The following is an 18850-nucleotide window of genomic DNA, read 5'->3' on the forward strand; positions in this document are numbered from 1 at the left end:
CGATGCATCGGCCGCCACCTCGACCGCCTTCGCGTCGGCCTCGCCCAACGAGGCCGTCAGCGGCAACGCCAGCTTCGCCGCGAGCTTCGACCCCAAGTCCTGGTCCGGTGCCCTGATCGGCGCGTCGGTGAGCTACGCCAGCGACGGCACCCCCTCGGTCTCGCAGGCCTGGAACGCGAGCGATGTGCTCGGCGCCACCCTGCCCGCCAACCGCAAGATCGTCACCTGCTGCACCGCGGCCGGCGCCGGCCTGCCCTTCCAGACGAGCAGCCTGAGCAGCGCCACGCTGTCGACCCGCACGAACTGGAGCACCTTCGCCAACGTGCCCGGCGTGCCGGCGGCCTCCCAGTCGGCCGCCAATTTCCTGGACTACCTGCGCGGCGGGCGCAGCAACGAGCTGGCCAACGGCGGCGTCTACCGCACCCGCAGCAGCGTGCTCGGCGACATCGTCAACTCCAAGGTCACGGTGGTCGCCGCGCCGCAGGGCAGCTACTACGACCTCACCAACCCCGGCTACAACGCCTTCCGGCGCAGCTACTCGGCGCGCAAGACCGTCGTCTATGCCGGCGGCAATGACGGCCTGATGCACGCCTTCGACGGCAGCCTCAGCGGATCGACCATGGGCAGCGAGCTGATGGCCTACGTGCCCAGCTTCGTCTACGGCAGCGCGGCCACTGCGCCGTCCACCGGCCTGGCCGCCCTCGGCAATCCCTCCTACGAACACCGCTTCTACGTGGACGCGACGCCCCAGGTCTTCGATGTCGATTTCCGGCGCACCAGCGGCCAGACCACACCCAGCGCCAGCGAGTCCGACTGGCGCAGCATGCTCATCGGCGGACTGGGCAAGGGCGGCCGGGGCTACTACGCGATCGACGTGAGCAACCCGGCCAGCTGGACCAGCGAGACGGTCGTGGCCGGCAAGGTGCTCTGGGAATACACCGACAGCACCCTGGGCTACAGCTACGGCGACGCCCGCGTCGTCAAGACCGCCAAGTACGGCTGGACGGCCATCATCCCGTCCGGCTTCAACACGCCGGACGGCAGCGCCGCGATCCACCTGGTCAATCCGCGCACGGGCACGCTGCTGGAGAAGATCACGCTGCCCGGCGGCACGGTGAGCGCGCCGCTGAATGTCGCGCACGTCACCGCCTTCATCCCCGACCTGACCAACTACACCGCCACGGCGCTCTACGCCGGCGACATGCAGGGCCATGTCTGGCGCATCGACGTCAGCGCCAGCAGCGGCAGCTTCCCGGCGCCGCTGGTGCTGGCCCAGCTGGCCGACCCGAGCGGCGCCGCGCAGCCGATCAGCACGCCGGTGCGGGTGATGATCGAGCCGAACTCCGGCAAGCGCTACCTGCTGGTCGGCACCGGCCGGCTGCTGGCCGACAGCGACATCTCCAGCACGCAGACCCAGAGCTTCTACGCCATCATCGACGGCACCAGCTCCACGATGTACACCGCCGCCACGCTGCCCACCGGGGTGAGTTTCCCCGTGACCCGCAGCAAGCTCAACCAGAACAGCGACCTGCTGACCGGCATCGGCAGCGCGCCGACGCAGCCGATGGGCTGGTACCGCGACCTCGGCACCGACAGCATCACCGGCATCGCCGAACGCATCACCGTGCCGCCGGTCGTCAACAACGGGCTGGTGGGCGTGGCGATCAACCTGCCCAACGGCGACGCCTGTGCCCCCTCGGGCAAGAGTTCGGTGATGGCGGTGAACTTTGCCGACGGCAAGAGCGTGCTGGTCGACAGTGCCGGCGTGTCCGTCGGCCTGAGCGCGTACGCCAGCGGGGTGGCGGCGGATCTGGCGTTCAAGAACATCGGCGGCAAGATCCGGCTGATCTCCGGCCGCAGCGACGGCAGCGTCAGCAACCTGCCGGGCACCTATGGCGCCAGCAACACGCTGCGCCGCATGAACTGGCGTGAAGTTCCGATCGCGAACTGAGCGGCGGCAGGGCCAGCGCATCGGCCTCGGGCTGGTGCTGGGCCTGCCCGTGCTGGCGCTGCACGTCCTGGCGCTGGAGATGTGGCCGAAGGTGGATGCGGTCGAACGGCGCCCGGCAACACTGGCACAGCCCGGCGGCACCGTTCTGGTCAGGACCGTCGCCGCGCGCATTCCGCAGGCGGCCATATCCCCGGAGAACACGCACGCGATGCCAGCACGGGCGCCGTTCCCGAACGCCAGCCCAAACGCGGCTCCACCAACCGCCGTGACACAGGCCGAACCTGCTGCGCCGCCAAGCCCGTTCCTGCCCGCCAGCGGGCTGGACCGACGCCCGACGCCCGTGTCAGCGCCCGATCCCCGCTGGCTCGACGCGCTGGCGAACCAGACCGGCAGCGGCCTGCCGCTGCGGCTGCGGCTGTTCATCACGGCCGCGGGCGAGGTCGTCGATGTCGAACCCGTTCAGGTCAGCGAGCTGGACGGCTTTGCCCTGCCGGCGCTGCAGGCGATGTTCCGCGACACCGCCTTCCTGCCCGGCCGCGTCCAGGGCCGGGATGTTGCCAGCCAGATGGAGCTGGAGATCCAGCTCGACGGGCAGACCCCCTGACCGCGCCAGATCAGAACCGCAGGCCGACCGCCAGCAGCCATTCGGCATAGCGAAACCGCTGCGACGCCTTGTCATGCCGGGCGCTGGTCCAGACGTCCGGCAGGTCGACATGGCCCACCTTGACCGTGTTGCGCACGAAGAAGCGCTCCGACAGGTCGGTCTCCACCCCGGCGCCCACATGCAGGCTGTAGCCGGCCACATGGAACTGGTCATTGCGCGGCTGCCCGGCAAACCCCAGCGTGACATTGCTCTTGGGCACCACGATGCCCAGCCCCGCCAGCCCGAACGCCCGGGTCGGCCATGCCGCACCAAACAGGTCGACCGGCCATTGCCGCTCGCCTTCGAGTGACAGCACATTCAGACCGTCGGTGTGCTCGTACTTGAGAAAGTCGGGGCTGAGCGTCTGGCTGCCGGTGCGGTCGGTGCCCGCGATCGAGCCGGTAATCGCCACCTGCTGCCCCTCGGTCACCACGTACTTCATGTGGTCGAGGTTCAGCGCAATGGCCGTGCCGGCATCGAGCTGGTACGCCAGCCGGAGGTTGGTCTGCGGGATGGTGATCCGGCCGGGATTGAGAAAGGTGTGGAAGACGTTGTTGAGCGTGAGCGGGGTCTGGCTGTCGTGCGCCTGGACCTCCGAGAGGGTGAAGTCGTGGTCTGCCCCGTGCAAATGGATGTCGCTGGCCGTGTAGACAGAGCGGTTCCAGCCCCATGACACCGACCAGCGGTGCGGCGGGCGCCACTCCGGCGGCTCCGTGGCACCGACCGCCTGGGCAGCCACCGACCACAGGCAAGCCCCCATCAGCGCGAGAGCGCACGAACGAACCGGAAACGAGACACCAGGATGCATGACACCAACCACCGAAAATTTCTGCCAACCGGCAGGGTATCGGGTGTCCGTGTGAATCTCGTGACGGCTCAGTGCCGCAGTTTGTAGCCGCTGGCCAGCAGCCGCAGCGCGATCGCCGCGATCACCAGAAAGCTCCCCGAGACGACCCCCAAGCTCATCCACGGCGACACATCACTGACGCCGAAGAAGCCGCGCCGGAAGCCGTCGATCATGTAGAAGAAGGGATTCAGGTGGCTGATGGTGAGCCACACCGGCGGTAGCGAGTGCACCGAATAGAACACGCCCGACAGGAAGGTCATGGGCATGATGATGAAGTTCTGGAACGCCGCCATCTGGTCGAATTTGTCGGCCCACAGCCCGGCGATCAGGCCCAGGCTGCCCATCATCCCGGCGCCCAGCACCGCGAACACCAGCGCCCACCACGGCTCGGCCATGCGCAGCGGCGCGAACCACACCGTCACCGCGAACACGCCGAACCCGACCACCACGCCGCGCACCAGCGACGCGCCCACGTAAGCGACAAACCACGCCCAGTGCGACAGCGGAGACACCAGCAGGAAGACGAGGTTGCCCGTGATCTTGCTCTGGATGAGACTGGAGGAGCTGTTGGCGAAGGCGTTCTGCAGCACGCTCATCATCACGAGACCCGGGATCAGGAAGCTGGTGTAGCCGACGTTGTCGTAGACCTTCACATGGTCCGACAGCACATGGCCGAAGATCAGCAGGTACAGCACGGCCGTCAGCACAGGTGCCGCCACCGTCTGGAAGCCGACCTTCCAGAAGCGCAGGATCTCCTTGTAGAACAGCGTTCCGGCACCAGCGAACAGCGGGTTGGCGGCGGTCGTTGCGGACGTGCTCATGCGCGGCCTCCTTGCATGATGTCGAGGAACACGTCCTCCAGGTCGGCGCGGCCGATCTCGAGGTCTTCGATGCGCACGCCGGCCGTGCGCAGCGCCGCCAGCGTCTGCTCGACGTCGGCGGCGTCGCGGGCCTTGACCTGCGCGATGCGGCCGGTGACACGGGCGTGGGCGGCGATGGCGGCGGGCAGCGGGTCGTCGGTCTTGAAGCGCAGCATCGTGCTCGACGTGCCGGCCAGCAGGTTGCTGGTGCGGTCCAGCGCCACGATGCGCCCTTGCTTGAGCATGGCGATCCGGCCACACAGCGCCTCGGCTTCTTCAAGGTAGTGCGTGGTCAGCAGCACCGTGTGGCCTTCCTTGTTCAGCCGGGCGATGAACTGCCACAGCGTCTGGCGCAGTTCCACGTCCACGCCCGCCGTCGGTTCGTCCAGCACGATCACCGGCGGCCGGTGCACCAGCGCCTGCGCCACCAGCACCCGGCGCTTCATCCCGCCAGACAGTTGTCGCATGTTGGCGCCCGCCTTGTCCGCGAGTCCGAGGCCCGTCAGCAGCTCGTCGATCCAGGCGTCGTTGCCCTTCACGCCGAAGTAGCCGCTCTGGATGCGCAGCGTTTCGCGCACCGAGAAGAAGGGGTCGAACACCAGCTCCTGCGGCACGATGCCAAGCGACCGGCGGGCCGCCGCGTAGTCGTCCACGACGTCGTGGCCCATGACACGCACGCGGCCGGTCGTCGCCCGCGACAGGCCGGCCAGGATGCTGATCAGGGTGGTCTTGCCCGCGCCGTTGGGGCCGAGCAGACCGAAGAATTCACCGGGCGCGATGTCGAGACTGACATCGTCGAGGGCCTGCAATGCACCACGCGGGGTGCTGAAGGTCTTGCTGACCTGCTGGAAGGAGATTGCCGGAGTCATCGGCGGCAGATTGTAGGGATCCTGCGCCGACCTTGTTGTCACGCTGGCGCGCCCGACCTGGGCAGGATCAGGCTTTGGCCGCCTGCACGGCAGACACCGCCGCCCGCAATCCCAGCAGGTAGCTGTCCACCCCAAAACCGGCGATCTGCCCCCGCGCGATCTCGGCGATCACCGAGTGGTGGCGGAACGCCTCGCGGGCGTGGATGTTGGACATGTGGACCTCGATGATCGGGCACTGGAGGATGGCCAGCGCGTCGCGGATGCCGTAGCTGTAGTGCGTCCAGGCGCCCGCGTTGATCAGCACGCCGGCCACGCCCTCGCCGTGGGCACGGTGGATGCGCTCGGCCATCTCGCCTTCGAAATTGGTCTGGAAGCACTCGACCTCGACGCCCAGCTCGGCGCCCAGCGCCAGCAGTTGCTCGTCGATCTGCGCCAGCGTGGTCGTGCCGTACTGCTTCGGGTCGCGCTTGCCGAACATGTTGAGGTTGATGCCGTTGAGGACGAGGAACTTCATGGGGACTCCCGGAGGGGCTGGTAAAAGGCGAAAGGTGAAGCAAAGGGAAAACCGGTGCGAAGGATAGCGGCAGCCCCCTCATCTCCCTACACTGCAACGGAACTGGCCACCCGCGCACCGCATGAACCTGAATCCGATTCCCTTCCTGAAGCGCCTGCTGGCAAAACTCAAGCGGCTGCTGCGCCGCATCGGCCAAACCGACACCGGCCCCGCCAGCCCGACCTCCCCGGCGGGAGGGCCAGGCATCCGCATTGCCGCCATCGACGAGCAGTTCATCGCCGGGCGGTTCGTGCACCGGTTCGGCGCGCGCGACTACAAGCTCTACCTCCCGCCGTCCCCGGCCGGCCAGCGCCCTGCCCCGCGCCCGCTGCTGCTGATGCTGCACGGTTGCACCCAGACGCCCGACGACTTCGCCACCGGCACCCGGATGAACGACGCCGCACGCACAGGCGGCTTCCTGGTGCTCTACCCGGCGCAGAGTGCGTTCGCCAACCTGCAACGCTGCTGGAACTGGTTCAAGCACAACCACCAGCAGCGCGACCGCGGCGAGGCGGCGCTGCTGGCCGATCTGACGTGGGAGGTGGTGCAGACGCACGGGGTCGATCCGGCGCGGGTCTGGGTGGCCGGGCTGTCGGCGGGTGGCGCGATGGCGGCGGTGCTGGGCGAGACGTATCCGGAGCGGTTCGCCGCCGTGGGGCTGCACTCGGGCGTGCCAACCGGGCTGGCCAGCGATCTGTTCAAGGCGATGGCGGTGATGAAATCCGGGCCAACCGGCGCCACCGCACCGTCGGCCACACCGCCACCCCCCACCATCGTCTTTCATGGCGACCACGACACGATGGTCCATCCGACCAATGCGGACGAGGCGATGCGGCCCTTCGAGGCGCTGGGCACCCGCGAAACCACGCAGGGGCAAACGGACCAGGGTGTCGCCTACACCGTGCACCGCGTGCGGAACGCCGCGGGACAGGTGCTGGCCGAGCAGTGGATGGTGCACGGCGCCGGCCACGCGTGGTCTGGTGGCAGCGCGGCCGGGACCTACACGGACCCGACCGGGCCGGATGCCACGGCGGCGATGGTGGCGTTCTTTCAGGCCAGCCAGCGTGCAACAGATTGAGCAAGGCGACGGCACTTGCCTGGGTCAGCCGTCTCAGGCCAGTTGCACGATCTGATTGAGGACCAGCAGCACTTCCGCAAAGCCTGCGTCCGAAACCCGTTTCATCGGGTGTGGCACGCCGGCGCGCAGCCGCCAGTCGAAGGATTTGGGCTGGTGGCAAAGCACATAACTGGTCTTGCCTGCCCGCCGTCCGCCCGCCGTGCCGACGGCGACAGCGAACGGGTTGTCGGCGTTGTAGGCGGCCGTGGTCATGGGCAGGCCGATGACCAGCGAGGTGCGTTCGTTGAATGGCTTGGGCGACAGCACCAGGAAGGGATGAACGTCACGCATCTCCTGCCCGCGCTGCGGGTTGCAGTCGATCCAGATGACGTCTTGGCGCTGCGGTGCCCAGGTCTTGGCGACGCTCACCACCGCTCGGCCCCCAGACTGGTGTCGGCGACCATGGCTTCCCCGCTGTGGCGCGCCGGGTCGAACCGGGACAGGCGTTGCTCCAGGGTCAACACCTCATCGCGGATGGGCGTGATGACGACGCTGTCGCCTTGCACGGTCAGGCTGACACGCTGGTCGGCGTGCAGCCGGGCCGCCGTGGCGATGGCCGCCGGCAGACGCACGCCCAGGTTGTTGCCCCAGTGCTTGATGTCGAGTACCGCTTCGGTCATGGCTGTTCTCCGCTGCAATGTTTCAACGCAGTCTAAACTTCTCGGCCTGTCGGCACAAGCGGGCGCGTCACACGGAGCATCCAGCAGATGCCTGGCGTTTCCCGTAGAGTCTTCGCCAGCCTCGCCCACACCCTGGAGCCACCCGATGACCGACACCACGCCCTACACCCCACCCAAGATCTGGACCTGGAACAAGGCCAACGGCGGCCAATTCGCCAACATCAACCGCCCCATTGCCGGCCCGACGCACGACAAGGCGCTGCCCATCGGCCGCCACCCGCTGCAGCTCTACTCGCTGGCCACGCCCAACGGCGTGAAGGTGACGATCCTGCTGGAAGAGCTGCTCGCCCTCGGCCACACGGGCGCCGAGTACGACGCCTGGCTCATCAAGATCAACGAGGGCGAGCAGTTCGGCAGCGGCTTCGTCGAGGCCAATCCCAACTCCAAGATCCCCGCGCTGGTGGACCACAGCGGCCCCGCGCCGATCCGGGTCTTCGAGTCGGGCGCGATCCTGGTCTATCTCGCCGAGAAGTTCGGCGCCTTCCTGCCGACCGAGCCGGCCAAGCGGGCCGAGTGCCTGTCGTGGCTGTTCTGGCAGATGGGCAGCGGGCCGTTCCTCGGCGGCGGCTTCGGACACTTCTACGCCTACGCGCCGATCAGGATCGAGTACGCGATCGACCGCTATGCGATGGAGGTCAAGCGCCAGCTCGACGTGCTCGACCGCCAGTTGGCCGAGCAGCCCTACATCGCGGGTGCCGACTACACGGTCGCCGACATGGCGATCTGGCCGTGGTACGGCGCGCTGGTGAAGGGCGTGCTGTACGGCGCGGGCGAGTTCCTGCAGGTGCAGGACTACCAGAACGTCCAGCGCTGGGCCGATCAGGTGGCCGCCCGTCCGGCCGTGCAGCGCGGACGCAAGGTCAACCGCACCTTCGGCGAGCCGTCCAGCCAGCTGCACGAGCGGCACGAGGCGAGCGACTTCGACACGAAGACGCAGGACAAGCTGGCCGGCGCCTGAGCCATAGGGAAACCCACGGCGGAACTGCACCGCGCTGGTGCTAGATTCGCCGCATGACCACCGCCGATCGGGCCAAGAAAGCACCACGCCGCACCGCCGAGCGCATCCTCGACCACTCGCTGGCGCTGTTCAATCGCTATGGTGAGCCCAACGTCTCGACCAATGCCATCTCGGCCGACCTGAACATCAGCCCGGGCAATCTCTACTACCACTACCCGGCCAAGGAGGCGCTGGTCAATGCGCTGGTCAGCCGCTACGAGCAGGCGTTGACCGAAGCCCTCGTCGCCGCCGGACCGGCCGATGACGCGGAAGGCGCGTGGAACCTCGTGCCCGGCCTGCTGCGGCTGGCCTGGGACTTCCGTTTCATCTTCCGCGACCTCAACGACCTGCTGACCCGCAACCGCCAGCTCGAGACCCGCTGCCAGGCGGCGCTGGCTCTGCAGCAAGTGGCGGTGCGCGAGCGGGTGGTGCGGCTGTGCGTGATCGACGGCGAGCCTTTGTCCGCCGAAGATGCGAGCGCGCTGTCGATCTCGATCGTCGTGCTGCTGACCTACTGGCTCAGCTACGAGTACGTGCGCGACCCGCGCCACGCCCTGGAGCCGGACAACGCCGATGCCGCCGTGCGCCACGGCACGCGGCAGGTGATGGCGCTGCTGTGGCCCTACTTGAGTGCGGAGCGGCGGCGGCAGTTGCGGCCCGGTGCGACCGCCGTCAAGCCTTCAGAAACTCCATCTTCCCCCCCAGCCACCGGCTGATGTGCGCCCGCGCCGCGTCCGGGTGCGCGTCCAGCAGCCCCGGCGCCGCGGCCTTGGCGCGCTCCAGCAGGGCTTCGTCCTGCGCCAGATCCGCGAACTTCAGCAGCGCATCACCCGACTGCTTGGCCCCCATGAACTCGCCCGGCCCGCGGATCTCCAGATCCCGCCGCGCGATCTCGAACCCGTCCGTCGTCTCGGCCATCGCCTTCAGCCGCTCGCGGCCGGTCTGCGACAGGGGCGAGGTGTAGATCAGCACGCAGACACTCGCCACCGCGCCGCGCCCTACCCGCCCGCGCAACTGGTGCAACTGCGCCAGGCCAAAGCGCTCGGCGTGCTCGATCACCATGACGCTGGCGTTCGGCACGTCCACGCCGACCTCGATCACGGTCGTCGCCACCAGCACGCTCATGCGCCCCGCCGTGAACTCGGCCATCACCGCTGCCTTGTCCGCCGACGACATGCGCCCGTGCAGCAGGCCGACCGCCACGCCGTCGAAGATGGCCGAGAGCTGCGCGTGGGTCTCGGTGGCGTTCTGCAGGTCGAGCGCCTCGGACTCCTCGATCAGCGGCACGACCCAGTACACCTGTCGCCCCTTGTGTACCTCATCGCGCACGCGGGCGATCACGTCGTCGCGGCGGTTGTCGGCGAAGACGCGGGTGACGATGGGGGTGCGGCCTGGGGGCAGCTCGTCGATGGTGCTGACATCGAGGTCGGCGAAGTAGGTCATCGCCAGCGTGCGCGGGATCGGGGTCGCGCTCATCATCAGCAGGTGCGGCTCCAGCTTCTGCTCGGCCAGCTTGTGGCGCAGCTCCAGCCGCTGCGCCACGCCAAAACGGTGCTGCTCGTCGATCACGGCCAGCCCGAGCTTGGCGAAATGCACGTCGCCCTGGATCACCGCGTGCGTGCCGACGATCAGCTTGGCCTCGCCGGACGCGATGCGCTCGACCATCGCCGTACGCGCCTTGCCTTTGCGGCTGCCGGTGAGCCACGCAACGCCGATGCCCAGCGGCTCCAGCCACTGCAGCAGCTTGCGGAAATGCTGCTCGGCGAGGATTTCAGTCGGCGCCATCAGCGCGCACTGCCAGCCCGCGTCGATCGCCACCGCCGCCGCCAGCGCCGCCACCACCGTCTTGCCGGAACCGACATCGCCCTGCAGCAGGCGGTGCATCGGCTGCGGGCGGCGCAGGTCGGCGGCAATCTCGTTGGAGACGCGGTGCTGCGCGCCGGTGAGCGAAAACGGCAGCGCGGCGAGCAGTTGTTCGTGCAGGCCACCCGGTTTGGCCTTCAGCGAGGGGGCACGCAGGCGGGCGCGTTCGCGCTGCGCGGTGAGCTGCGAGAGCTGCTGGGCGAGCAGTTCCTCGAACTTGATGCGCTGCCACGCGGGGTGCGTGCGTTCTTCCAGCGCGGCGAGGCTGGCGGCCGAGGATGGGTGGTGCAGAAAATTCAGCGCTTCACGCAGACCCGGCAAGCCACGCGGCACCACGTCTCTCGGCAGCACCTCGTCCAGCGGCGCGCGTTTCAGGCCGGCCGCGACCGCCTTGCGCAGATAGACCTGCGGCAGTTGCGCGCTCGTCGGGTAGACCGGTGTGAGCGCGTCGGACAGCGGTGCGCCGGGCTGCACGACCTTGAACGCCGGATGCACCATCTCGCGCCCGAGGAAGCCGCCGCGCACTTCACCCCGCGCCCGCACCAATGCACCGGGCACCAATGCTTTCTGGTGCGACGGAAAGAAATGCACGAAGCGCAGGATCAGCTCGTGGCGCCCTTCGACCAGCCAGACGACGAGCTGCCGCCGCCCGCCCTGGATCGACGCCTCGCGCACGACCGCCTCGACCTGCGCGGTGTCGCCGTCGCGCAGCGCGGACATGGGCGTCAGGCGCGTCTCGTCCTCGTAGCGCAGCGGCAGGTGCAGCGCGAGGTCGATGTCGCGGACGAGGCCGAGTTTTTCCATGGCCCGCTGGGGGGCGGACTTGGCGGCTTTCGCGGCCGGCGCCAGGGCGTCCTTAACGTCCACGGCGGGCCATGTGTTGGCGCAACCAGGCGGCGAATTCGTCTTCACCGATCTCGCTGCTCGCCAGCGCCAGCACCGCCACCGTCGCCTCGGCCTGCCCGGCGGTCAGGCGCCAGCCGTTGAGACCAAGGCACAAACCGACCCCGAGGAACGCTGCACGCTTGTTGCCGTCCACGAACGGGTGGTTGCGCGCCAACCCGAACGCATACGACGCTGCCAACGCCGCCAAATCAGGATCGCCATAGGTCGCGAGGTTCTGCGGTCGCGCCAAGGCCGAATCGAGCAAACCTTCGTCACGCAACCCGGACAGACCACCGTGCTGCGCCAGGCTTTCGTCGTGGAGCAACATCAGCATTCGCTTGTCCACCCAGCGCCAAGGGGTGTTGGCGGCAACGCTCATTTGGCCAGCGCCCGGAAGGTGTCACGGTACTCGCGCATGAACTCGCGGCCCATCTCCAGTTGTTCCTCGAACGAAGGATCAAACGAGGTCAGCGCCAGCCCATCCGGGGTCTCGGTCACAAACAACGTATCGCCCTTTTCCACCTTGAGCCGGGCCAACAACTCCTTCGGCAGGATCACGCCAACCGAGTTCCCGATCTGGGTAAGCTTCAATGCATGCATGGCAGGCTCCGAGTTATAACCGCTGTTATATTCTGCGCCGCTCCGATTCCGACCGCAAGCCACCGCGCACCACCCCACCGTGAACCACACCGTCGCCGACTTCGATTTCGACCTCCCGCCCGCGCTGATCGCGCAGCACCCCGCCGCCGAGCGCAGCGCTTCACGCCTGCTCGACGGGCGCACGCTGCCCGCGGTGGAGCGCGTGTTCCGCGAACTGCCGGCGCTGCTGTCGCCGGGCGATCTGCTGGTCTTCAACGACACCAAGGTGATCCGCGCCCGGCTCTACGGCGCCAAAGACACCGGCGGCGGCGTCGAGGCGCTGGTCGAGCGCGTGCTGCCGGGTACGGCGGACGGGCGGCACGAGGTCTGGACCCACCTGCGCGCCAGCAAGTCGCCGAAGGCGGGGCAGACGGTGCATTTCCGCGATGCCGCCGGGGCCACCTTCGCCGCGGAGGTGCTCGGGCGCTGCGGGCCGGAAAACGGGCTGTTCCACCTGCGCCTGCCCGGTGACGCGCTCGCGCTGCTGGAGCAGTTCGGCCACGTGCCGCTGCCGCCCTACATCACCCACGCGGACGACGCCGACGACGAGCGCCGCTACCAGACCGTGTTCGCGCGCCACCCCGGCGCCGTGGCGGCACCAACCGCGGCGCTGCATTTCGACGAAGGCGTGCTCGCCGCACTCGACGCCCGCGGCATCGGGCGCGCCAGCGTCACGCTGCACGTCGGCGCCGGCACCTTCCAGCCGGTGCGCGTGGACACGATCGCCGAGCACCGGATGCACAGCGAGTGGTTCGAGGTGCCGCAGGCCACCGTGGACGCCATCGCCGCGACCCGTGCCCGCGGTGGCCAGGTCGTCGCGGTCGGCACCACCACGCTGCGCTCGCTCGAATCCGCCGCGCTCGGCGGCACGCTGCAGGCCGGCGCACGCGAGACGGACATCTTCATCACACCGGGCTTCCAGTTCCAGGTCGTGGACCGGCTGGTGACCAACTTCCACTTGCCGCGCAGCACGCTGATGATGCTGGTCAGCGCCTTCGCCGGCTACGACACCATCCGCACGCTCTACGCCGAGGCGATCGCGCGCGAGATGCGCTTCTTCAGCTACGGTGACGCGATGCTGCTCCAGCGTGCAGCAACGGCCGGCAACACCGGCGATCCAGCCGGCAACAGCGCTGCTCCACGCTGACAAAAGCACCGCGCGGCTTGATCCTGCGCAAGGGGACGGGGCATGGGGAGGCCGTAACTTGGCGGCATCCGAACACCCTGCGGCCCATGCGCCGCTTCAGGAGCCTCCATGAAGACCGCCTTCACCCCCTCCCTCGCCGCCGTCGCCCTGGTGCTCGCCGCTGGAGTCGCCCAGGCCGCACCGGCCGCACCGGCCAAAGACGACGCCATGCTCGCCCTGGCCAGCAAGAGTGGCTGCATGACCTGCCACCAGGTCGACCCGGGCGGCAAGGGTCCGGACGGCCTCGCACCGATCGGCCCGGCTTGGCGGGACGTCGCCGCCAAGTACAAGGGCGACAAGAAGGCCCTGGACACGCTGACCCACACGGTGCTCACCGGCTCCAATCCCTACGAGAGCCACTGGAAGGGCAAGGCCTCCGGCTTGGCGATGCCGCCGAACGCCGTGGCGATCAAGGAAGCCGACGCGCGCAAGCTCGTGCAGTGGATCCTGGGCCTGCAGCCGAGCTGAATCCCCGTCGGATGGCGTCTGGCGGCGGGCAGGTCTGCGATGATCCTGTCCGCCGATGAACACCGCCGCTGCCCGCCTCCTCGCCGCTGTCCTGTGCCTGCTGACCCTGTGTGGTCTGCTGCTGTCGCTGGCACCCGCGACCGCCCGCGCCGATGATCCGGACCAGCCTGCGGACAGCCATGCCGCGACGGCGATCGAATTGCACGAAGCGCTGTTCACCACGGACCGGCGCACCACCCCGACCCCCGTGCCCTTGCCCGACACCTGGAGCGCCCGCGGTCTGGACGACACCGGCATCGGCCATTACCGCAGCCGCATCACCCTCGACACCGCCCCCACCACCCTGTGGGCGATCTGCATGCCGCGGCTCAGCGACGTGCACGAGGTGCGCCTGAACGGCTGGCTGGTGAGCGGCGAGGCGCTGGACCACGTCGACCCGGTCACCGCGGGCGGTTACCCGACGGTGCACTGGATCAGCATTCCGCCGCACCTGTTGCGGGCCGGCGTGAACCACCTGGAGCTGTCCGTGGCTTACAGCAGCCGCGGCGGCCTGTCCACCGTGGCGATCGGCCCCGCCGACGCCATGGCCGAGGGCTACCTGACACGGCTGCGCCTGTCGGTGATGCTGCCCATCTGGCTCAACGTCGCGGGAGCTGCGCTGGCAGTGGTCATGCTGCTGATCTGGTGGCGGCGGCGCAGCGAGCGCTTGCTGGGCAGCTTCGGCGCCCTGTGGGTGCTGATCGCGGCGAGCAACATCACCCACTACAACATGGTGATCGCGGCGTCGCCCCTGCTCAACGCGGTCTACTTCGCGCTGCAGCTGGTGGCCTCGGCCATGCTGTGCCGGACGGCGATGGTGCTCTCCGGCCGTCCGCACCCGGTCGCCTTCGGCATCCTGCAGGTCTGCACCGCGGTCCTGCTGGCGATGGCCGCGCTGGGCTGGCTGACCGACTCGCTCGAAGCGGTGCGTGCCGGCAGCTACCCGATGATGTTCGCCGGCATGGTGCTCGCCTTGGTGCCGCTGTGGCGGGAGACACGCCGGGTCCGGATCGCCCTGCGTTGCACGATGGTGGCGGCCGTGGTGGTGTCGATGCTGTCCGGGCTGCACGACTATGTCTACTGGCGCGGCCTGACCTCGGTGATGGACACCTTCTGGCTGCCCTACGCGCTGCCGGTGTCGCTGGCCGTCGTCGGCGGGGTGCTGATCAAGCGGCTCGTCGGCGCCCTGCAGCAGGTGGAACAGCTCAACGCCGACCTGGAGCGCCGCGTCGCCGAGCGCACCCAGGCCCTGCAGCAGGCCAACCAGGCCAAGACCCGCTTCCTCACCGCCGCCAGCCACGACCTGCGCCAGCCGGTGGTGACGATCGGGCTGCTGATCGACCTGCTGCGCGAGCAGGTGCCGGTCGTGCTGCGGCCGATGACGGACCGGGTCGACGAGGCCGTGTCCTCGATGGAGGAACTGCTCAAGGGCCTGCTCGACCTGTCGCGGCTGGAGGCCGGCACGATGCGCCCGCGCCAGCAGTCCGTGGCGCTGCAGGCGCTGTTCGACGCGATCGCCACCCACGAGGGCGAGAGCGCACGCCGCAAGGGCATCCGCCTGCGCTTTCGCCCGACGCGCGATGCGGTGGTCTCCGATCCGGTGATGCTGGAGCAGATCCTGCGCAATCTGGTCAGCAACGCGGTGCGCTACACCGAGACCGGCGGTGTGCTGGTGGCTGCACGGCGCCGCGGCGAGCTGCTGCACATCGAGGTCTGGGACACCGGACACGGCATCCCGGAGGCGCTGCAGCACACCGTTTTCGAAGAATTCGTGCAGATCGCCGACCAGCCTGGCGAACAGCCGGTCGCCCGGCATTCCGCCAGCCACCGGGATGGCAGCCGCGGCCTCGGTCTGGGCCTGTCGATCGTGCAGCGCAGCGCCGCGCTGCTCGGTCACCGCCTGCACCTGCGCTCGCGCCTGGACCGGGGCAGCTGCTTTTCGGTGGAAGTGCCGCGCACGCGCACCCCGCTGAAGACGCCGCTCGCGGCGGAGGTCGATGCCCGGCCGCTGCAGGGACTGCGTCTGACCATTGTCGAGGACGAGCCGGCCGTTCAGGCCGCGATGCGTGCACGTCTGGAAGCGTGGGGGGCCATCGTGCGGACCCACGACGGCCTGGCCATGCTGCGCCAGCACCTGTCGAGCCTGCCGCGCGGCCATGTCGGCATCGACCTGCTGATCACCGACCACCGCCTGCGCGACTCGACCGGCGTGGACGTGATCGAGGCCGTGCGGCGCTATGGCGGCCCGGTGCCGGTGCTGGTGGTCACGGGCGACACGGCGCCGGACGATCTGTCGCTGCTGGCTGCGAGCGGGCTGCAGGTGCTGCACAAGCCCTTCCGGGCCGACGCGCTGCTGGCGGCGATCATGCAGTCGCTGCACTGACGCCCGCGGCGGGCGCCGGAAACTCAGAACCGGGCCAGCAAGCCCACCGTCACCAGGCCGACGTGGCGGCTGGCACTGCTGGTGGCGCGCGCGTTGAACAGCATCGGCACCTCGCCGAGCAGTTGCCGGTGCTGGTACTGCCCGCGCAGCACCGCCGACACCGACGGCGTGAGCGTGCGATCGGCCTCGGCCACCAGGATCGCATTGCGCGTCCGGAGTTCGTTCAAACCGTTGCGCTGCCACTGCTGCAGCTCGCCGCCCAGCGCCAGACGCCAGTGGGCATCCTGCCAGTGCAGCGCGCCACCGGCATGTCCGTAGATCGAGCGGTAGCGGGTTTCCTGCAGCACATCGACCTGCAGGAGCTTGTTGGGCACGCTGACGATGAGCGCCTGGGGGCAGTCCGCCAGCGGCAGCGCATTGAGGCGCGTGTCGCCGAACTGGAGCTGGTAGGTGCAGCCCGAAATCGTCGCCTTGCCGCTGACGACCGAGCGGGTGACTTCGCTGGTGCCTGCGCCGGCGAACCCGCTGAGCGTCCAGCGGCTGACCGGCATGGCGTAGCGGCCGACCAGGTCGAACTGCAGTTGCAGGTCCCGGGGCTGGACCAGTTCCATCTCGACCAGACGCGCCTTCAGGCCGCTGACCTTCAGCACGGCGTTGCTGCTCTGCACCAGATGGTCGGCGCGGTTGCCCCAGGCGCTCAGGCGCAGCGCCCAGCGCCAGGGGCTGCCGACCGTCGCACCGCCAAACGCGCGTCCGGGTTCGAACTGCGCGGCGGTGTGCCAGCTCTGCACCTGGTAGTCATCGGACTTGTTGTGGATGGCCCGCTGGTGGCCACCCAGCGTGAACGACCAGGGACCGGCAACCAGACCAAACCGAACCGAATCGGTCCGCCCGGCCTGCCGGTCGACCCCCACCAGATCGAAGACCGGCTGGGTGACGTCGCCCACGGCTTCGACACTCCAGCGGGTACCCGCGCCGGCCGGCGCGTCACTGACATCCAGCAAGGCGTCCAGCGGCGCTGCGCCCGCCAGACCGGCCATGCTCCCCAGCAAGGAGAAGACGGCCGGAGCCAGACGGGCGCGGCGCTGCATCACCGGCTCAGAACGTGACGAGGCCGGACACGGCGATGCCGCTCACCTTCCGGGCCACGGCATCACTGCCCGGCACCTTGACGGCCACCTTGCCCACGCCCAGGCGGGTGCCGTCGGCATGGCGGAAGTCCATCTCGTTCACGACGACCTTGACCGCGAAGTTGCCCTGCTCGGTCAGCACCTTGTTGATCAGCGAGACGTTGTCCGGGAACTGCTTGCGCATGCCGTTCGCCAGCTTCTGCAGGTCGATGCCCAGGCCATCGGTGCCATTGGTCAGCAGCGGCGTACCAACCCCTTCCAGCGGCGTCGCGCCGGTGCCGATCTGGACGTCGGATGCGGTCTTCAGGTACAGGTGCACCTTCGAGTCGCTGCGGATGGTGGCGCTGACGCTGCCGTCCGTGTTGCGCTTGAGCACGACCTTGTCGATGGCGCCCTGCATCAGGCCACCGGTGGTCTTGTTCTCGATCTCCAGCGCCAGCGCCACGACGGCACCCTGGCGCGGCAGCGCGAGCGTGGTGGCCTTCAGCGGCAGGGTGACATGGCTCAGCGTCGACAGGGTCTGGCCGGGCAGGCTCATGCCGGCGGCGAACTGCGACAGCGTGTAGTCCGTGGCCGTGCCCGACAGCGGAGCCACCGTGACGACGTCCCCGCTGACGGAGACGTACTGCGCCTTGCCCAGTTCGACCGCGTCACCGGCACGGCCGCGGCCTTCGGCGACCTTGGTGTCGTCTTCCAGGTCGGTGTCGTCGACGACATTCACCGCCGCACCGCTGCTCAGGTCATCCAGGGCGTCGGCCAGCGAGGTGCGGCGCTTGATGTTGCCTGCCAGCGTGGTGATGCCGGCCGTGGCCAGGGAACGGGCATTGGCCAGCGCCTTGGCGGACCAGATCGCGCCGCCGGCGCTGTTCTTGTTGCCAGCGGTCAGGCCGGCCTCGGCCGCAGCGCTGACGAGGTCGTTCAGGTCGGTGTCGCTGCCGAAGGCGTTGCCGGTGCTCGACTTCGCATGGCGGGCCATGGCGATGGTCGCCGCCTTGAAGGCTGCTGCCGAATCTCCGCCAGCGGCGGTGACGATTTCCGAGATGTCGTTGAGGATCTTGGCCAGCGCGGCGGCCGTGGTGGCACGGGCGACGTCCTTGGTCGGATCAAAGGTCGCGACGTCGATGCCACCCAGGCCCAGCTTGGCCAGCACGGCCTTGAACTCCGCGTCGGTCAGGCCGCTGACAGCGCGCATGGTCGTGAACGGCGACACCACTGCACTGCCCGCCAGTGCCCTGTACTGGCCCTTCGGCGCCTTCAGCGTGGACTTGTCGTAGCCCGTCCCTGCGGTCGACACGATCGGGGCGAAGCAGGCCTTGTCGAAGACGTACTTGCCGTCGGCGTCGGTGGTCGCGCTGGACTCGCCGGCGTCAAGGACACCGTTGTCATTGCCGTCGCAGAAGATGGTCGCGCCGACGATCAGGTCGTCGACCAGCACGCCGTTCAGTGCGCTGGCGGAAGCGCTGGGCGTACCGGCATCCGGCGTGGCAGTCGGAGAATCGCCACCACCGCCACAAGCGGACAGGCCCAGTGCGAGAACGATGGAAGCGGAAAGCAGTCGAAGTTGCGGCATGGCTAGATCCAGGGTGAAAGGACAATTTCCACTATCACCGCCGCGCCTCGGAACCTTTCTATGCAGAAGAAGCAGAGTTCACCCGCTGTTCCGATCATCACGCCGGCCGGCCGCCGCAGGTGCGCCGCCCCATCCCCGACTACGCGCCGCCCAGGCCTGCGAGCGGCGCC

19 protein-coding genes are annotated in these 18850 nt (G+C 68.9%); 8 read left to right on the plus strand and 11 right to left on the minus strand.

Features of this window, described 5'->3' with window-relative positions; all coding sequences use genetic code 11:
• Together AABN02_RS20940 and AABN02_RS20945 are read left to right on the plus strand one after the other, a co-directional pair.
• The coding region (locus AABN02_RS20940) for a PilC/PilY family type IV pilus protein (protein ID WP_338416851.1) at positions 1-1951 on the plus strand (1951 nt) is incomplete at its 5' end.
• Positions 1929-2555: a hypothetical protein gene (locus AABN02_RS20945; RefSeq protein ID WP_338416852.1), complete on the plus strand. Its 627-nt coding sequence runs from the start codon at positions 1929-1931 to the stop codon at positions 2553-2555. The genes AABN02_RS20940 and AABN02_RS20945, both read left to right, overlap by 23 nt.
• A 10-nt stretch (positions 2556-2565) precedes the next feature.
• On the opposite strand, the gene AABN02_RS20950 is transcribed toward AABN02_RS20945, so the two are convergent.
• From AABN02_RS20950 to aroQ, 4 genes are all read right to left on the minus strand, one after another.
• Positions 2566-3354, minus strand: a complete 789-nt coding sequence (locus tag AABN02_RS20950; RefSeq protein ID WP_338416853.1) for a hypothetical protein — start codon at positions 3352-3354, stop codon at positions 2566-2568.
• 116 nt (positions 3355-3470) lie between these two features.
• Positions 3471-4262, minus strand: a complete 792-nt coding sequence (locus AABN02_RS20955) for an ABC transporter permease (protein ID WP_338416854.1) — start codon at positions 4260-4262, stop codon at positions 3471-3473.
• Positions 4259-5170: an ABC transporter ATP-binding protein gene (locus AABN02_RS20960; protein WP_338416855.1), complete on the minus strand. Its 912-nt coding sequence runs from the start codon at positions 5168-5170 to the stop codon at positions 4259-4261. Before AABN02_RS20960 ends, AABN02_RS20955 begins: the two co-directional genes overlap by 4 nt.
• Positions 5171-5237: 67 nt before the next feature.
• A complete protein-coding gene (aroQ, locus tag AABN02_RS20965; RefSeq protein WP_338416856.1) occupies positions 5238-5684 on the minus strand; it encodes a type II 3-dehydroquinate dehydratase in 447 nt (148 codons plus the stop codon).
• A gap of 121 nt (positions 5685-5805) precedes the next feature.
• On the opposite strand from aroQ, the gene AABN02_RS20970 reads away from it, so the two are divergent.
• Entirely contained in the window at positions 5806-6801 is a 996-nt protein-coding gene (locus tag AABN02_RS20970) for a PHB depolymerase family esterase (RefSeq protein WP_338416857.1), read from the plus strand.
• A gap of 33 nt (positions 6802-6834) precedes the next feature.
• Here the strand turns inward: AABN02_RS20970 and AABN02_RS20975 are convergent, their stop codons facing one another.
• Entirely contained in the window at positions 6835-7209 is a 375-nt protein-coding gene (locus tag AABN02_RS20975; protein ID WP_338416858.1) for a type II toxin-antitoxin system PemK/MazF family toxin, read from the minus strand.
• On the minus strand, positions 7206-7460 hold the full coding sequence (locus tag AABN02_RS20980; protein ID WP_338416859.1) for an AbrB/MazE/SpoVT family DNA-binding domain-containing protein: 255 nt from the start codon (positions 7458-7460) through the stop codon (positions 7206-7208). The genes AABN02_RS20975 and AABN02_RS20980 overlap by 4 nt, the downstream gene beginning before the upstream one ends.
• Before the next feature lie 145 nt (positions 7461-7605).
• Between AABN02_RS20980 and yghU the strand changes: the two genes are divergently transcribed.
• Positions 7606-8478, plus strand: a complete 873-nt coding sequence (gene yghU / locus AABN02_RS20985; RefSeq protein ID WP_338416860.1) for a glutathione-dependent disulfide-bond oxidoreductase — start codon at positions 7606-7608, stop codon at positions 8476-8478.
• Positions 8479-8531: 53 nt separating this feature from the next.
• The gene (locus tag AABN02_RS20990) at positions 8532-9233 is read left to right on the plus strand and encodes a TetR/AcrR family transcriptional regulator (RefSeq protein ID WP_338416861.1); all 702 of its coding nucleotides are present in this window, start codon (positions 8532-8534) and stop codon (positions 9231-9233) included.
• On the opposite strand, the gene recG is transcribed toward AABN02_RS20990, so the two are convergent.
• The 3 genes from recG to AABN02_RS21005 are packed head-to-tail and all read right to left on the minus strand — an operon-like array spanning position 9190 to position 11865.
• Complete coding sequence (recG, locus tag AABN02_RS20995; protein ID WP_338416862.1) at positions 9190-11247, minus strand: ATP-dependent DNA helicase RecG; 2058 nt, start codon at positions 11245-11247, stop codon at positions 9190-9192. The two genes, AABN02_RS20990 and recG, sit on opposite strands and share 44 nt — an antisense overlap.
• Entirely contained in the window at positions 11237-11644 is a 408-nt protein-coding gene (locus AABN02_RS21000) for a type II toxin-antitoxin system death-on-curing family toxin (protein WP_338416863.1), read from the minus strand. Before AABN02_RS21000 ends, recG begins: the two co-directional genes overlap by 11 nt.
• Positions 11641-11865, minus strand: a complete 225-nt coding sequence (locus AABN02_RS21005; RefSeq protein ID WP_338416864.1) for an AbrB/MazE/SpoVT family DNA-binding domain-containing protein — start codon at positions 11863-11865, stop codon at positions 11641-11643. The genes AABN02_RS21000 and AABN02_RS21005 overlap by 4 nt, the downstream gene beginning before the upstream one ends.
• A gap of 79 nt (positions 11866-11944) precedes the next feature.
• Here AABN02_RS21005 and queA point away from each other — a divergent pair, with 79 nt between their 5' ends.
• The 3 genes from queA to AABN02_RS21020 all read left to right on the plus strand — a co-directional run bounded on the left by queA (position 11945) and on the right by AABN02_RS21020 (position 15980).
• A complete protein-coding gene (queA, locus tag AABN02_RS21010) occupies positions 11945-13051 on the plus strand; it encodes a tRNA preQ1(34) S-adenosylmethionine ribosyltransferase-isomerase QueA (RefSeq protein ID WP_338416865.1) in 1107 nt (368 codons plus the stop codon).
• Positions 13052-13159: 108 nt separating this feature from the next.
• The gene (locus AABN02_RS21015) at positions 13160-13558 is read left to right on the plus strand and encodes a c-type cytochrome (protein WP_338416866.1); all 399 of its coding nucleotides are present in this window, start codon (positions 13160-13162) and stop codon (positions 13556-13558) included.
• A gap of 55 nt (positions 13559-13613) precedes the next feature.
• Positions 13614-15980: a hybrid sensor histidine kinase/response regulator gene (locus tag AABN02_RS21020; RefSeq protein ID WP_338416867.1), complete on the plus strand. Its 2367-nt coding sequence runs from the start codon at positions 13614-13616 to the stop codon at positions 15978-15980.
• Positions 15981-16003: 23 nt separating this feature from the next.
• Here AABN02_RS21020 and AABN02_RS21025 read toward each other — a convergent pair whose 3' ends face one another.
• Positions 16004-17071, minus strand: coding sequence for a hypothetical protein (locus AABN02_RS21025; protein WP_338416868.1), 1068 nt, complete (start codon positions 17069-17071; stop codon positions 16004-16006).
• A 7-nt stretch (positions 17072-17078) separates the two neighbouring features.
• Positions 17079-18680, minus strand: a complete 1602-nt coding sequence (locus tag AABN02_RS21030) for a hypothetical protein (protein WP_338416869.1) — start codon at positions 18678-18680, stop codon at positions 17079-17081.
• Positions 18681-18850 lie beyond the last annotated feature (170 nt).

Source organism: uncultured Sphaerotilus sp., from assembly GCF_963924895.1.
Classification (GTDB): Bacteria; Pseudomonadota; Gammaproteobacteria; order Burkholderiales; family Burkholderiaceae_C; genus Sphaerotilus.